The sequence below is a fragment of the Pseudomonas sp. IT-196MI5 genome (assembly GCF_949767415.1).
Taxonomy (GTDB): Bacteria; Pseudomonadota; Gammaproteobacteria; order Pseudomonadales; family Pseudomonadaceae; genus Aquipseudomonas.
Window position 1 is genome coordinate 502,940 of sequence record NZ_CATKPZ010000011.1, and the last position, 12,992, is coordinate 515,931.

Here is a 12,992-nt window from a genome sequence, read left to right on the forward strand (position 1 = left end):
CGTAACCCTCTTGATCAATACTGCAAAAAACATCGATCGCTGCTGCTTGATCCACGACTCAGCCCACAGCCCTCGCCGGCGCTGCCAGGCTGGTGATCCCGACCCTTGATTCAATGGCCTCGGCCAGACGCGTCAGGTCCAGGCTGAGGCGTTCGTACTGCTCGTTGAACAACACGATGTGGCCGATGAACGAGAAGTTGTCTTTCACCAGTGCGCTGACCGAATCACCAATGCGCTTGGTCAGCACCGCTTCCACCAATTCGATGTTCAGCGACCGGGCCAGGGCCTGGATGTCCGGTACGTCCCGCAGGATGCCGCCGGTGTTCGCTCGCAACAGGCGTATGCCGCAGTAACCGCGTGGTACTGGATCATGGTTGGCGATGTAGCCTTCCACGGCCCAGCGGACCCAGCGCTCCCACGGGTCGAAGTCGATGAACGCCTTACGGGCCAGGTCCCAGATGTGCATGCCACCGGGGCGCATGTTGGTTTCCACGGCCGAAGTGCGGTGATTGGCCCTGTGGAAAACTTCGTTGTGCCAGGCTCCGTTGTCCTGCGATACCAGCCCCGCCATGTGTCGGCCGGCGGCCATCAGCCGCGCTTGTGCGTCCGCCGCCAGGGGCGCTGGCACCACTTGCTGGATCTCGGCGCGGTAGGCGCCATCGGTGGTGGTTTTTTCGGTGATCCAGGTACTTCCCGCCACATAGTCCCAGCTGTATTCGCGGGCGTTCTGGATCAGTTCTTCAAGCAAGATGCCGCCCTCGCGATAGGGTTTGAGGGCCTGCCATGCCTCGTCGCATTCGGACGGGTGCCGAATGACCCGGCAGCCGCGGCTGGCACCTTCGCAGGCAGGCTTGATGAACGCCTTGCCGCCCAGTTCGATCACGCGCTGACGCAGTTCCGGCAGGCTCTCGATCCGGGTGGAAACGATCGGCCGGTAATCCTCGGGTGCCGCAGCGGCCGTCGCTTCGAGTTGGCGGAAAATCTGTTTGTCCAACCCCGCTCGCGCCTCGGCCGGGGTAATGCCGGGCAGGCCGAAATGGTTGGCCAGCGCCGCACCGAGCAGCACGCCGCGATCCGAAAACGGCAGCACGCCGATCAGTTTCCAGCAATCGGCATTCAGGCAACCGATCACCAGCTCGAGTGAGGCCGGAACGTCTTTCTCGGCCAGCGATGTACTGCAAACGTGATCAGCGACCTGATCGTCCTGGGGCTGAATCTGCTCGACCAGCAGGATCAGCCTGGCGTTGTACAGCGACTTGCACAGATCGCGCAGCTTCTGGATATCGTGAACCCGACTGCCGTTGTACCCCACCACTACTACGCACGAAGTCGTATTCATAAAACCCCCGACTTGCAAAGTGAAAACCGAAACGGCGATGACTCAGTCATGCAGCGACGCGATTGATTTACGGTTGAGCCAGTACCAGACCAGAATCCCGCCAGCACCAATGGCTGCCAGCACCAGCGCGTTGTAGGGAGGCGGCATGACCCGCATGATCAACACGGTCAATCCGGCGCCGACGCCCAAAGACACTTCCTTGACGAACATGTTGTTCTGCTTGACCGAGAAGTAATCGAGGTGACTGAACGCGCACTCGGCAATGGACAGCAGTGCCACCCAGAGCAGTGCGCCGACCAGGGTTTCGACGTGGAACGCAGCCGGTGAAGACAGCACCGCAAAACCGCCGACGATGATCCCGATGACCGTCAACACCTTGAAGCGCCCGGTGCTCTCGATCAGTTTCATCACCGGCACTTGCGCGAATACCACCACGGCGCTGTTGAGAATCAGCATCAGGCCGTACCAGGCCGGCAGCTCGCCGGTCTGGAGCAGGATCGCTTGCGGCAGGATCGAGAACACCCCAAACAGCTTGATGCCCATGATGACGCCGGCGATCACCCACGGCAGTTTGTTGCGCCAGCCGCTGCCTTCCTGGCTGGCAGGGCGTGCCACCGCGGCTTCGGTGGTGAAGGTCGCCCCCATGGCGATGGGCAGGCACAGCAGGACAAAACTGGCGGCGCCGAGAAAAAACAGGGTAGGGGTCAATAGCGGCGACAGCAGGATCAGGCCAGCCAACAGGCTGCCCATGTTCATGGCCACGCGGTTATAGGCCGCGCCTTCCTTGGTCTGCGCCGCTTCGCTCTTGATCAGGTAACCGGCAATCGCAATGCCGTAGGCAAACAGCGCCGCGGCAAACATGACGACGCCCTGGTTGCGGGTGACCGCCAGCAGCACCAGGCCCATGGCGGCGCACAGCAGCGTGACACTCAAGGAGCGGCGACCGAGTACCAGCAACGTCAGCGGCAGCAGTAACAACAAGGCCCGATACCCCAAGGCCAGAATGCTGTTGGTGGCGGTATCGAGCCAGACGTTGGCCTTGCCCAACACCGCGAACAGCGCCACAGCCGTGATGATTCGAATGGTGAACAACCGCAGGTTGATTACCGGTTTCGCCACGACGGCGGTTGTTTCTAAACTCATGCAGCACCTCATGAACCTTGGCGACTGAACGACCGGCAAAAGGTCGACAATGCGAAAACACTCCAGAGCGATAGTAGAAAGAGATGCTTGTCTTGGTCAGAGCAAGTTCGTATAGAATCAAACGAACTTTACTGCCGGAGAGACCAGTAAAATGCAGGCTCAGCGAGCAGTGATCGCCGCTATCGAGTTCCAGCCGGGTGTGCCGCTGGTCCAGCAGATCGTCGATCAATTAACGGTGGCGATCAGTCAGGGCGGCCTGCCCCACGGCTCCAGGCTGCCGCCGATTCGCGAACTCTCCGACTTGATGCACGTGGGCAAGTCCACGGTGGTCGACGCCCTCGACCGCTTGCGGGCCAAGGGCCTGGTGGTTTCACGCCAGGGTTCCGGGCACTACGTGCACCGTTCCAGCAGCACCCTGCCGGCCAACGCCGGGCCGGACCTGCTCCCGCAAGACACCCTCAGCGTGGTCCGCCGCGCGGTGCTGCTGGACAATGGCGCGCTGCGACCGGGGGCTGGTTTTTTGCCGTCCTCGTGGCTGCCTGCCGAAGAATTGCTCAAAGCCGTGCGCGGCACACTTCGCGCGACGACCTTGCGCATGGGTGAATACGGCAACGCCAGCGGTTACCTGCCATTGCGCCAGGCTTTGCGGGTCAAGATGTCGACCTTGGGCATCGAGGCGCCGGTGGAACAGATCATCACCACCGCCAACACCGTACAGGCTATCGACATGCTGATGCGCCTGCTGGTCAAACCCGGCGATACGGTGCTGCTCGACGATCCGTGTTACTTCACGATGCACACCAATCTGGCCTGGCATGGCGCCAAGGTCATCACCATCCGCCGCGACTGCGACGGCATGGACCTGGACGCGTTCGAGCAACTACTGATCGCCCATCGTCCCGTGCTCTACATGACCAACAATGCCCTGCACAACCCGACCGGGCACTCATTCACCTCGGCGCAGGTTTACCGATTGGTGGAGCTGAGCCATCGCTACAACTTCCACATTCTCGAAGACGATTTGTACTGCGACATGCAGCAACGCCGAACGCCGCGCCTGGCCGCGAGCGGGCTGGACAATGTCTCCTACGTCTCCGGGTTCTCCAAGACCCTGACCGCCAACAGCCGCGTCAGCTTCGCGGTGCTGTCACCGCTACTGGCGGCGCGGATGGTGACGCTGAAAATGGCCTGCGGCGGCATGACCTCGGAAATGGCTGAGCAGATTATCTGCACCATGCTCAGCGACGGCAGCTACGCCAAACACATGCGCCGCACGGTGGACCGGCTCTACGAGTCGAACAGCCGGGTGGCCACGTGGCTGAGCGAGGCCGGGTGTTCGGTGTCGTCGTTGCCGGGGGAAGGGCTGTACATCTGGACGCGATTGCCGCAGGGGTTCAAAGCCGAGTGCCTGGCCAGAAAGGGTCTGGAAATCGACCTGGTACTGGCACCGGGAACCTTGCTCAGCAAAGCGGCGGATGCCAATCAGTTTCTACGATTCAATGTGGCGCACAGTGATCATGTGCAGGTGCGGGAGCGGTTTTTGCGGTTGCTGGACAAACCGCACAAATAACTAATCACCGCCAACCCCTGTGGGAGCGAGCTTGCTCGCGATGGGGTCGTCACATCCAGCATCAATGTCGCCTGATACACCGCCATCGCGAGCAAGCTCGCTCCCACAGGGGATTGCGGTGTCCAAACACATCCCGGCCAGCACAAGGCCACGATTGTGCATTCCGATAGCCACACGCTAACTTCGACCCGTCGCTGCCAATTCAGCGACCGGGCCTGATAACCCGGGTAAGATACGGGCGCACAAGCGCCACCAATCACGATTGCCGGCGTTTTTTTATGCCCACACATTCGTGCAATGGCGGCTGTGCGTGGGAGACCTTCGGGTCTGCCGGAATCCCGTATCTCCGGTTTATCAGCCTGCGCACAGCTGCCACCCATTCGCCTGATAACGAACGTGGTAGCTCTCAACTTGATTCGGGAGCTTTACTCATGAATGCTATTGGTCTGTCTGCTTCAAACGTCATTCACCACCTACCAACCAACAGGAGGTGAAGCCCAATGACCATTCCCCAAGACCTGAAAACCATCGGCCTCACCCCTTTCTCCTACCTCGCTAACGAACCACTGTTTCGCATCAACGCCGGTGTCCCGGTCATCAACGCCCTCTCCCACGCCTCCGACCTGCTCCACCTCGCCAAACTGCTCGCCTCAGACGCCGCCATGGTGCGCGAGTCCGACCGACACGCCTGGGCCTCGCATTTTTTGCAGGACATGAGCAAGGCCATCATCGATGACGTGGTAAAAGTGCTCGACGCACCCTGTAACAACCGCGCGTAAATGAAAAAGCCCCGCGATTCCTTTGAATGCGGGGCTTTCAGTTCACAGACAGGCGCACTAATCCCAATATTGGGTCTGACCGCGCACTTTTTCTTAAGCGGACCAAGAAAATCTTAATATTTCGGGATTTTCTCAATTTTTTCTTAAGCGGACAGATATCGAATCCGCCTGTTAGTCCGCGTCGCCGCCATCGCAAGCAGGCTCGCTCCCACAGGTGATCGGGGTTGCATTCAACATTGGCGGCGACGCAGATCCAATGTGGGAGCGAGCTTGCTCGCGATGGCGGCAACACGGTCCAGCAGAATACGCCCAAACAAAAGCCCCGCTCTTCTCTCGAAGGCGGGGCTTTTCTTTACAGCATCCGACGCTTAAGGCGCGTACGTCAGCAACAGCTCGGTCGGCACTTTGAAGTCCAGGGACATCATCACGCTCAACGCGGTAATGGTGAAGATCGAGAACACGAACAGCTTGCGTGCCCAGACCGTGTCATCCACTGCCTTGTAGCCGGTCCAGGCCATGTACAGCCAGTACATGCCCATGGCCGCGGCGACGGCGAGGTAGCTCATGCCGGCGTAGCCGCTGAAGGTCAGCATCAAGGTCGCCACGAGGAAGGCCAGGATGTAGATCAGGATGTGCTTCTTGGCCACCTGGATGCCACGCTTCACTGGCAGCACCGGAATCGATGCGGCCAGGTAATCGTTGAAGCGGAAGATCGCGATGGCGTAGGAATGCGGCATCTGCCACAGGCTGAACATCACCAGCAGGGTCAGTGCGGCCACGTCGAAGGTGTTGCTGACTGCGACGTAGCCAATCACCGGCGGCATGGCGCCCGACAGACTGCCCACCAGCGTGCCGTGAACCGACTTGCGCTTGAGGTACAGGCTGTAGAAACCGACGTAGATGACGAAGCCGATGACTGCGAACAACGCGGCCAACGGGTTGGCCACCTTGTACAACAGGGCAACGCCGGCGACACCCAGGACAGTCGCATAGATCAGGGCCAGTTTCAGGGAGATCAAGCCCTGGACCAGCACCCGGTTCTTGGTGCGTTCCATCTTCAGGTCGATGTCGCGGTCGATGCAGTTGTTGAACACGCAACCGGAGGCAACCACCAGGGACGTGCCGATCATGGCGGCCAGGAAGATGGCCAGATCGACATGCCCTTTGGAGGCCAGGAAAAATCCGCCTGCCACAGAAAGCACGTTACCGAAAATGATCCCCGGTTTGGTGATTTGGATAAAGTGCTTGAGGGACATGCGGACTTACCTCACTTCGCCATCATGAACGTGTGGATGCTGAACATGATCCACAGCGACAGGCCAACCAGCAGGACGATCACGATCGCGGCGAAGACAAACGCAATCACGTTGTTACGCTGCGCGGCCGAACGGTCCAGATGGAGGAAGTACACCAGGTGCACCAGCACCTGGATGACGGCGAACGCGACGACGATCATCAGGGTGATCGACTTCGGCAGTGTCGGGTACATCACCAGACCGAACGGAATCAGGGTCAGGATCACCGACAGGATGAAGCCGATGCCGTAGGACTTGACGCTGCCGTGACCGGCGTCGTGACTGTCATGGCCATGGCCATTTTGGGAATGAGCTGCGTTAGCCATTTACATAGTCCCCATCAGGTAAACAACGGTGAATACGCAGATCCACACGACGTCCAGGAAGTGCCAGAACAGGCTCAGGCAGCTCAGACGGGTCTTGTTGGTCGCCGTCAGGCCGTTTTTCTGCACCTGATACATCATGATCGCCATCCAGATCAGACCGCTGGTCACGTGCAGACCGTGGGTGCCGACCAGGGTGAAGAACCCGGACAGGAAGCCGGAACGGCTAGGGCCGTAGCCCTCGGAGATCAGCATGTGGAACTCGTTGATCTCCATGCCGATGAAGCCGGCACCGAACATGAAGGTCAGGGCCAGCCAGCCCAGGACCTGCTTCTTGTTGCCACGGAAGAACGCCAGCATGGCGAAGCCGTAGGTGATCGAACTGAACAGCAGCAGAGCGGTTTCGCCCAGTACGTATGGCAGTTCGAAGATGTCGTGGCCCGACGGGCCACCCGCTACGTTGTTAACCAGTACCGCGTACGCCGCGAAGATCGACGCAAACAGAATGCAGTCGGTCATCAGGTAGAGCCAGAAACCGTATACGGTCATCTCGCCCGAGTCGTGGTGATGGTCATCATGCCCATGTCCATCGACATGGGTGTGTCCAGCATTGGTCACTAAGTTCGACATGATTTAAGCCTGTTCCAACGAGGTTTCAACACGGGTGGCGGTGGCCGGGATTTTCCCTGCCGCTACCAGACGCTTGTGCTGCTCGGCTTCGATGCGCTCGATCACGTCGACCGGCACCATATAGCCTTGATCATCACGGGCCGCGTGGATCACGAAGTAGATCACGGTGCCGGCCAGGCCAGCGATCGCCAGCCACCAGATGTGCCAGATCATCGCGAAACCGAACACGGTCAACAGTGCGCCCATGACCACACCGGTGGCGGTGTTGTTTGGCATGTGGATCGGCTCGTACTTGGCCGGGGCCTTGTACGCGGTGCCGTTTTCCTTGGCTTCGGTGAACGGGTCGACAACATCGGCTTTCGGCAGCACGGCGAAGTTGTAGAACGGAGGTGGCGACGAGGTCGACCATTCCAGGGTGTGTGCATTCCACGGGTCGCCGTGTTCGCACATGTTTTCCGGCTTGTTGCGGTCACGCACGCTGACGTACAGCTGGATCAGCTGGCAAGCGATACCCACGGCGATCATCACCGCACCGAACATGGCGACGTACAGGTACGGCACCCACTCAGGGTTGGTAGTGGCGTTCAGACGACGGGTCATGCCCATGAAGCCCAGTACGTAGAGCGGCATGAATGCGACGAAGAAGCCGGTGATCCAGAACCAGAACGCAGCCTTGCCCCAACCTTCGTGCAGCTTGAAGCCGAACGCTTTAGGGAAGTAGAAGCCGAAACCGGCGATGTAGCCGAATACCGCACCGCCGATGATCACGTTATGGAAGTGTGCGATCACGAACAGGCTGTTGTGCAGAACGAAGTCAGCACCCGGGATGGCCAGCAGTACGCCGGTCATGCCGCCGATGGCGAAGGTCACCATGAAGCCCAGGGTCCACATCACCTGGCTGGTGAAGCGCAGACGGCCCTGGTAGATGGTGAACAGCCAGTTGAACAGCTTCACACCCGTCGGAACGGAAATCAGCATCGTCGCCAGACCGAAGAAGGCGTTGACGCTGGCACCCGAACCCATGGTGAAGAAGTGGTGCAGCCAAACCATGAAGCCCAGGATCGAGATCGCGCCCGATGCGTAGACCATCGAGTGGTGGCCGAACAGTTTCTTGCCGGTGAAGGTCGAGATGACTTCGGAGAAGATACCGAACGCTGGCAGGATCAGGATGTACACCTCAGGGTGACCCCACGCCCAGAACAGGTTCACGTACATCATCGGATTGCCACCAAGTTCATTGGTGAAAATGTGGAAATCCATGTAACGGTCAAGCGTCAGCAGTGCCAGGGTAGCGGTCAGGATCGGGAACGAAGCCACGATCAGGACGTTGGCCCAGGTGCAGGTCCAGGTGAAGATCGGCATGTCCATCATCTTCATGCCAGGGGTACGCATTTTCAGCACGGTGGCCAGGAAGTTGACCCCCGTCAGCGTTGTCCCCAGACCCGATAGCTGTAGCGCCCAGATGTAGTAATCCATCCCCACGCCAGGACTGTATTGCAGGCCCGACAGCGGCGGATAGGCAACCCAGCCGGTCTTGGCGAATTCGCCGACGCCCAGGGACAGGTTGATCAGCACTACGCCGGAAACCAGCAGCCAGAAGCTCAGGGAGTTCAGGAACGGGTAGGCAACGTCACGCGCGCCGATCTGCAGCGGCACTGCAAGGTTCATCAGGCCGGTGAAGAATGGCATCGCCATGAAGATGATCATGATCACACCGTGAGCGGTGAAGATCTGGTCATAGTGTTCAGGTGGCAGGTAGCCAGGCGAACCCTCGGTGGCCATGGCCAACTGGGTACGCATCATGATGGCGTCGGCAAAGCCGCGCAGCAGCATGACCATGGCGACGACGATGTACATCACGCCGATTTTCTTGTGGTCGACCGACGTCAGCCACTCGGTCCACAGGTAGGTCCACTTCTTGAAGTAGGTGATTGCAGCGAACAAGGCCAGACCGCCGAGCGCGATCATGGAGATGGTCACCATGACGATCGGCTCGTGGAACGGGATCGCTTCCCAACTTAATTTACCAAACATCGTTTACTCCTCTGCCCCGGCAGCTGAATGCGAACTCATGTCCATCCCTTCCATTTGGGCCACTTCTTTCTCTGCTTTCTCGTGCTTGACCTTAGGACCCGGTTTCATGCCTTCGTACTTGTCGACGATGGCCTGGAACATGCCTGGGGTAACCGAGGAGTAGAGCTCGACTGGGTTGTTCTGGCTTGGCTTGGAAAGGGCTGCGTATTCAGCTTGTTCAAGCTGTTTAGGTGCCTTTTTGACTTCACTTACCCAGGCGTCGAAATCTTCCTGGGAAGTGGCGATCGCTTTGAATTTCATACCGGTGAAACCAGCGCCGCTGTAGTTGGCGGAGATACCGTCCATTTCAGCGTTCTCGTTGGCGATCAGGTGCAGCTTGGTCTGCATGCCCGCCATCGCGTAGATCTGGCCACCCAGAGCAGGGATGAAGAACGAGTTCATCACGGCGTCGGAAGTGATCTTGAAGTTGACCGGGGTGTGCGCCGGGAACACGATCTTGTTGACCGTGGCGATGCCTTGTTCCGGGTAGATGAACAGCCACTTCCAGTCCAGCGCGACCACTTCGATGGTCACAGGCTTCACGTCGGATTCCAGCGGCTTGTACGGGTCCAGGGCGTGGGTCGACTTGTAGGTGACGTAACCCAGGGCAATGATGATCAGCACTGGAACAGCCCACACCGCGATCTCGATCTTGGTGGAGTGGTTCCATTTCGGGGTGTAGGTGGCGTTCGTGTTGGACGCGCGGTATTTCCAGGCGAACAGGAAGGTCATGACGATGACCGGCACCACGACCAACAGCATCAGCAGCGTTGCGGTGATGATCAGGTTTCGCTCGTCCAGACCAACCTGGCCCTTGGGATTGAGCAAGGTCATGTTGCAGCCTGACAGCAACAACGTGCCGATCAGCGGCAATAAGCCTAGTAGTCTGGGGTACCTGTTTTTACTCATCTCACGACCTCTAAAGCAGCTTGCGCAATGCAGTTGGGTTTTGATCGCCAACACTTCACCCTGCCAAGGGTTGGCATTTTTCTTGGATTGAATAAGGGCATGCCCGTCGCGCGTCAGACGCTTTACGACAAATCCCGGGCCTGCGGTGAGTTCTTATTCGAATTCGTGGTCAAAGGCCTTGTTACAGACCAATTCCATTTGGTGCGGGTAGTTGGAGACTCCGACACCTGGGCATCGCATGAAGCCACCAGACCTCTCGACACCCTGTTTCTGCTCACGTCTGGTTAAGATTTGAGCAGTGCCGGGGATTCAGTGCGGGCGATTGTAGATATGTAACGCCCTATAAACCATGTCTCATCCCGAAATAATTTTTATCCGAACCAGCAACAATCATTAACCGTTTTCGCAAAAGTAGCGCATCTTATCGAAATTGATTCTCAACAAAAACACCACAATAAGTAGGTCTTCCACCCACAGTTCAGACAGTATCGGCCCCCTCTTCACTGCCCTCTACCTTGCCCGAGGCCCGATATGACGGGGGCTCAGGCCGTTCGTCAGACCCTGTTAAAACTGCCTGCTTGCGTTCGGAATGGAAAAAACCGCAAGCCTGTAAAACAGCCCAATTTCATTACGTTTCCATGTACCAATCCGGCGTCCTCGAACGCCCTGCGACACCGACTCTGTGACAACATGTCGCACATGTGTCGCACCTTTGGCTGTCGCACATCAGGGTCTTTTTACCCGGCCTCTGAAATGCGCTCGGCAGGACAAAAAAAGCCCCGGCCCTCCTGCGAGGACCGGGGCTTTTTTGTCCGACAATGCGTGCCGACAGGTGACCTCAGCGCAGCGCTTTGCGGTTACGCGACGTTAGCAAAGGCACCAGCACCACGATCATCACGAAGGCGACCAGCGCCCACTGCGCCAGCGACAGACCAAGGATCGGCGGGTATGGCGTGGAGCAGAAACCGTCGACCTGGAACCCCAGCGGGAAGATCTTCGCCAGCGGCAAGTCGTCGACAATCGGTTGCAGCACATCGATGCCGCAGCTGACTGACGGATAGAACTGCGTGAAGACGTGATGCCCGGCGACGCCTGCACCGGCCAGCGCACAGATCACCACCAGGGTTTCGAACACCGTGATGCTGCGACGGCTGCGCATGGCCGCGCCGATGAAGGCAAAGATCGCGATCAGCAGCAATGCATAACGTTGCAGGATGCACAGCGGGCAAGGCGCCTCGCCCAGGACAATTTGCATGTACAGCGCGCCGCCGATCAACGCCAGGCAAATGATGCCCAACAACACCAGGTAGCGCCGTTCACGCCCCAACCGCATGGATTCATCGCTCATCGCGTTTCCCTTGAAGATTTCGAGTGCCCGCCAGTCTACACGCTGGCCCGGACCTTTGAGAGCCTGGAGCGTGACAGGGGGATTCGGGGGGAATAGACGATAAGGCGGTTAAGGAGGGATTAACTTTCTGGCTTTTTTTCAGTTCTGGACCGAGGTGAAGCCATCGCGGGCAAGCCACGCTCCCACAGGGATTTGTGTCGATCCAGATTGATGTGAACGACACAAAACCTGTGGGAGCGTGGCTTGCCCGCGATGAAGGCGACGCGGTGAGCCTGCTGCCCCACCGCGCCAACCCCTTACTCCAGCACCGCTGCCGGCCCGAAGAACTCATAACGGCTTTGCTTCTCCGGCACGCCAAGGGCCTTGAGGTGGCGCTTGACGGACGCCATGAAACCTTTCGGCCCCAGGAAGTAAGCATCCAGGTCACGCTGCTCCGGCAGCCACTCATGCAACTGCTGCTGGCTCAACAAGCCAACCGTGTGCGCCATCGGGCTCACGCCGTCATCCTCGGCGTAGCAGTAGAAGCGCTTGAGCTGCGGGTGACGTTCGGCCAAGCCATCGATCCAGTCGCGGAACGCATGGACGCTGCCGTTGCGCGCGCAGTGGATGAAATGCACCGGCCGCTGAGTCTCCAGCGCCGCTTCGAGCATCGCCAGGGTCGGGGTGATGCCGACGCCACCGCTGATCAGCACCAGTGGCTTGTCGCTGGCGGTAAGAACAAACTCGCCCGATGGCGGGAACAACTGGATGCTGGCGCCGACCTGCAACTGGTCGTGCAGGAAGTTGGAAGCGCGGCCACCGTCCTCGCGTTTGACGCTGATGCGGTACTGGCCATTGTTCGCCAGCGCCGACAGCGAGTAATTACGGCGGATCTCTTCGCCGTCGAGGATCAGTTTCATGCCGATGTACTGGCCGGGTTCCGCCACCAGGATCGGGCCTTTGTCCGCCGGCTCGAAGTAGAACGAGGTGATCTCGGCGCTCTCCTCGACCTTGCCCGCCACGATGAATTCCCGCGCCCCGCGCCAGCCGCCCGGAGCCTGTTCCTTCTGGTCATAGATGCTGGTTTCGGCACCGATCAGGATGTCCGCCAGTTGGCCATAAGCCGCGCCCCAGGCCGCGATCACTTCCGGGGTGGCGATCTCTTCGCCCAGCACTTCAGCGATGGCCCGCAGCAGGCAGCTGCCGACAATCGGATAGTGTTCCGGCAGGATCTGCAGGGCCACATGCTTGTTGATGATCTTGGCCACCAGGTCGCCCAACTGGTCGAGTTGGTCGATATGGCGCGCATACATCAATACGCCGTTGGCCAGGGCACGCGGCTGATCACCGCTGGTCTGGTGGGCCTGGTTGAACAGTGGGCGGACTTCCGAGTACTCGGAGAGCATCATGCGGTAGAAGTGGGTGATCAGCGCTTCACCACCGCTTTCGAGCAGTGGCACGGTGGATTTGACGATGGCACGATCTTGAACGCTCAGCATAAGGTGACTCCTGGTCTTCTTGGATTGCTAACGGATTACCCTATGTCTATCAGCTTCCGTGCCAACTATTTAGTCTTTATAAATCAATAAGTTAATAACTTAATA

At 58.9% G+C, this 12,992-nt stretch carries 12 protein-coding genes; 3 read left to right on the forward strand and 9 right to left on the reverse strand.

The genetic code is table 11. The annotated features are described in order from the left end of the window. Positions 1 to 58 precede the first annotated feature (58 nt). Together ACM6IK_RS09815 and ACM6IK_RS09820 are read right to left on the reverse strand one after the other, a co-directional pair. Positions 59 to 1,339 (reverse strand): ATP-grasp domain-containing protein, encoded by a 1,281-nt coding sequence (locus tag ACM6IK_RS09815; protein ID WP_414874147.1) that lies wholly within the window; start codon positions 1,337 to 1,339, stop codon positions 59 to 61. Between the two features lie 42 nt (positions 1,340 to 1,381). Next, positions 1,382 to 2,482: a hypothetical protein gene (locus tag ACM6IK_RS09820; protein WP_414874148.1), complete on the reverse strand. Its 1,101-nt coding sequence runs from the start codon at positions 2,480 to 2,482 to the stop codon at positions 1,382 to 1,384. A gap of 151 nt (positions 2,483 to 2,633) precedes the next feature. Between ACM6IK_RS09820 and ACM6IK_RS09825 the strand changes: the two genes are divergently transcribed. Further along, positions 2,634 to 4,052, forward strand: a complete 1,419-nt coding sequence (locus ACM6IK_RS09825; protein WP_414874149.1) for a PLP-dependent aminotransferase family protein — start codon at positions 2,634 to 2,636, stop codon at positions 4,050 to 4,052. Positions 4,053 to 4,552: 500 nt separating this feature from the next. After that, positions 4,553 to 4,831 (forward strand): DUF3077 domain-containing protein, encoded by a 279-nt coding sequence (locus ACM6IK_RS09830; protein WP_414874150.1) that lies wholly within the window; start codon positions 4,553 to 4,555, stop codon positions 4,829 to 4,831. 368 nt (positions 4,832 to 5,199) lie between these two features. On the opposite strand, the gene cyoE is transcribed toward ACM6IK_RS09830, so the two are convergent. Genes cyoE through cyoA form a run of 5 tightly spaced genes read right to left on the reverse strand, consistent with a single transcriptional unit; the run spans position 5,200 to position 10,061 of the window. Next, positions 5,200 to 6,087 carry a heme o synthase gene (gene cyoE, locus ACM6IK_RS09835; protein ID WP_414874151.1) on the reverse strand — a complete coding sequence of 296 codons (888 nt, stop codon included), beginning with the start codon at positions 6,085 to 6,087 and terminating at the stop codon, positions 5,200 to 5,202. Positions 6,088 to 6,098: 11 nt separating this feature from the next. Further along, positions 6,099 to 6,452: a cytochrome o ubiquinol oxidase subunit IV gene (cyoD, locus tag ACM6IK_RS09840; protein WP_108218275.1), complete on the reverse strand. Its 354-nt coding sequence runs from the start codon at positions 6,450 to 6,452 to the stop codon at positions 6,099 to 6,101. Then, positions 6,453 to 7,079: a cytochrome o ubiquinol oxidase subunit III gene (locus ACM6IK_RS09845; RefSeq protein WP_108218274.1), complete on the reverse strand. Its 627-nt coding sequence runs from the start codon at positions 7,077 to 7,079 to the stop codon at positions 6,453 to 6,455. A gap of 3 nt (positions 7,080 to 7,082) precedes the next feature. Beyond that, the gene (gene cyoB / locus ACM6IK_RS09850; RefSeq protein ID WP_115948064.1) at positions 7,083 to 9,113 is read right to left on the reverse strand and encodes a cytochrome o ubiquinol oxidase subunit I; all 2,031 of its coding nucleotides are present in this window, start codon (positions 9,111 to 9,113) and stop codon (positions 7,083 to 7,085) included. 3 nt (positions 9,114 to 9,116) lie between these two features. Further along, complete coding sequence (gene cyoA / locus ACM6IK_RS09855) at positions 9,117 to 10,061, reverse strand: ubiquinol oxidase subunit II (RefSeq protein WP_115948065.1); 945 nt, start codon at positions 10,059 to 10,061, stop codon at positions 9,117 to 9,119. Between the two features lie 27 nt (positions 10,062 to 10,088). On the opposite strand from cyoA, the gene ACM6IK_RS09860 reads away from it, so the two are divergent. Beyond that, on the forward strand, positions 10,089 to 10,349 hold the full coding sequence (locus tag ACM6IK_RS09860; protein ID WP_223460101.1) for a hypothetical protein: 261 nt from the start codon (positions 10,089 to 10,091) through the stop codon (positions 10,347 to 10,349). 550 nt (positions 10,350 to 10,899) lie between these two features. Here ACM6IK_RS09860 and ACM6IK_RS09865 read toward each other — a convergent pair. Together ACM6IK_RS09865 and hmpA are read right to left on the reverse strand one after the other, a co-directional pair. After that, on the reverse strand, positions 10,900 to 11,409 hold the full coding sequence (locus ACM6IK_RS09865) for a disulfide bond formation protein B (RefSeq protein WP_414874152.1): 510 nt from the start codon (positions 11,407 to 11,409) through the stop codon (positions 10,900 to 10,902). A 296-nt stretch (positions 11,410 to 11,705) separates the two neighbouring features. Further along, positions 11,706 to 12,887, reverse strand: a complete 1,182-nt coding sequence (gene hmpA / locus ACM6IK_RS09870; protein ID WP_414874153.1) for an NO-inducible flavohemoprotein — start codon at positions 12,885 to 12,887, stop codon at positions 11,706 to 11,708. Positions 12,888 to 12,992: the final 105 nt, after the last annotated feature.

Excerpts from the sequence above, each read along its gene's own strand:
- ACM6IK_RS09860 (WP_223460101.1), top strand. The coding sequence starts at position 10,089 with ATGCAGTTGGGTTTTGATCGCCAACACTTCACCCTGCCAAGGGTTGGC.
- ACM6IK_RS09825 (WP_414874149.1), top strand. The coding sequence starts at position 2,634 with ATGCAGGCTCAGCGAGCAGTGATCGCCGCTATCGAGTTCCAGCCGGGT.
- ACM6IK_RS09820 (WP_414874148.1), bottom strand. The coding sequence starts at position 2,482 with ATGAGTTTAGAAACAACCGCCGTCGTGGCGAAACCGGTAATCAACCTG.
- cyoE (WP_414874151.1), bottom strand. The coding sequence starts at position 6,087 with ATGTCCCTCAAGCACTTTATCCAAATCACCAAACCGGGGATCATTTTC.
- hmpA (WP_414874153.1), bottom strand. The coding sequence starts at position 12,887 with ATGCTGAGCGTTCAAGATCGTGCCATCGTCAAATCCACCGTGCCACTG.
- cyoA (WP_115948065.1), bottom strand. The coding sequence starts at position 10,061 with ATGAGTAAAAACAGGTACCCCAGACTACTAGGCTTATTGCCGCTGATC.
- ACM6IK_RS09865 (WP_414874152.1), bottom strand. The coding sequence starts at position 11,409 with ATGAGCGATGAATCCATGCGGTTGGGGCGTGAACGGCGCTACCTGGTG.
- ACM6IK_RS09815 (WP_414874147.1), bottom strand. The coding sequence starts at position 1,339 with ATGAATACGACTTCGTGCGTAGTAGTGGTGGGGTACAACGGCAGTCGG.
- cyoB (WP_115948064.1), bottom strand. The coding sequence starts at position 9,113 with ATGTTTGGTAAATTAAGTTGGGAAGCGATCCCGTTCCACGAGCCGATC.
- cyoD (WP_108218275.1), bottom strand. The coding sequence starts at position 6,452 with ATGGCTAACGCAGCTCATTCCCAAAATGGCCATGGCCATGACAGTCAC.
- ACM6IK_RS09845 (WP_108218274.1), bottom strand. The coding sequence starts at position 7,079 with ATGTCGAACTTAGTGACCAATGCTGGACACACCCATGTCGATGGACAT.
- ACM6IK_RS09830 (WP_414874150.1), top strand. The coding sequence starts at position 4,553 with ATGACCATTCCCCAAGACCTGAAAACCATCGGCCTCACCCCTTTCTCC.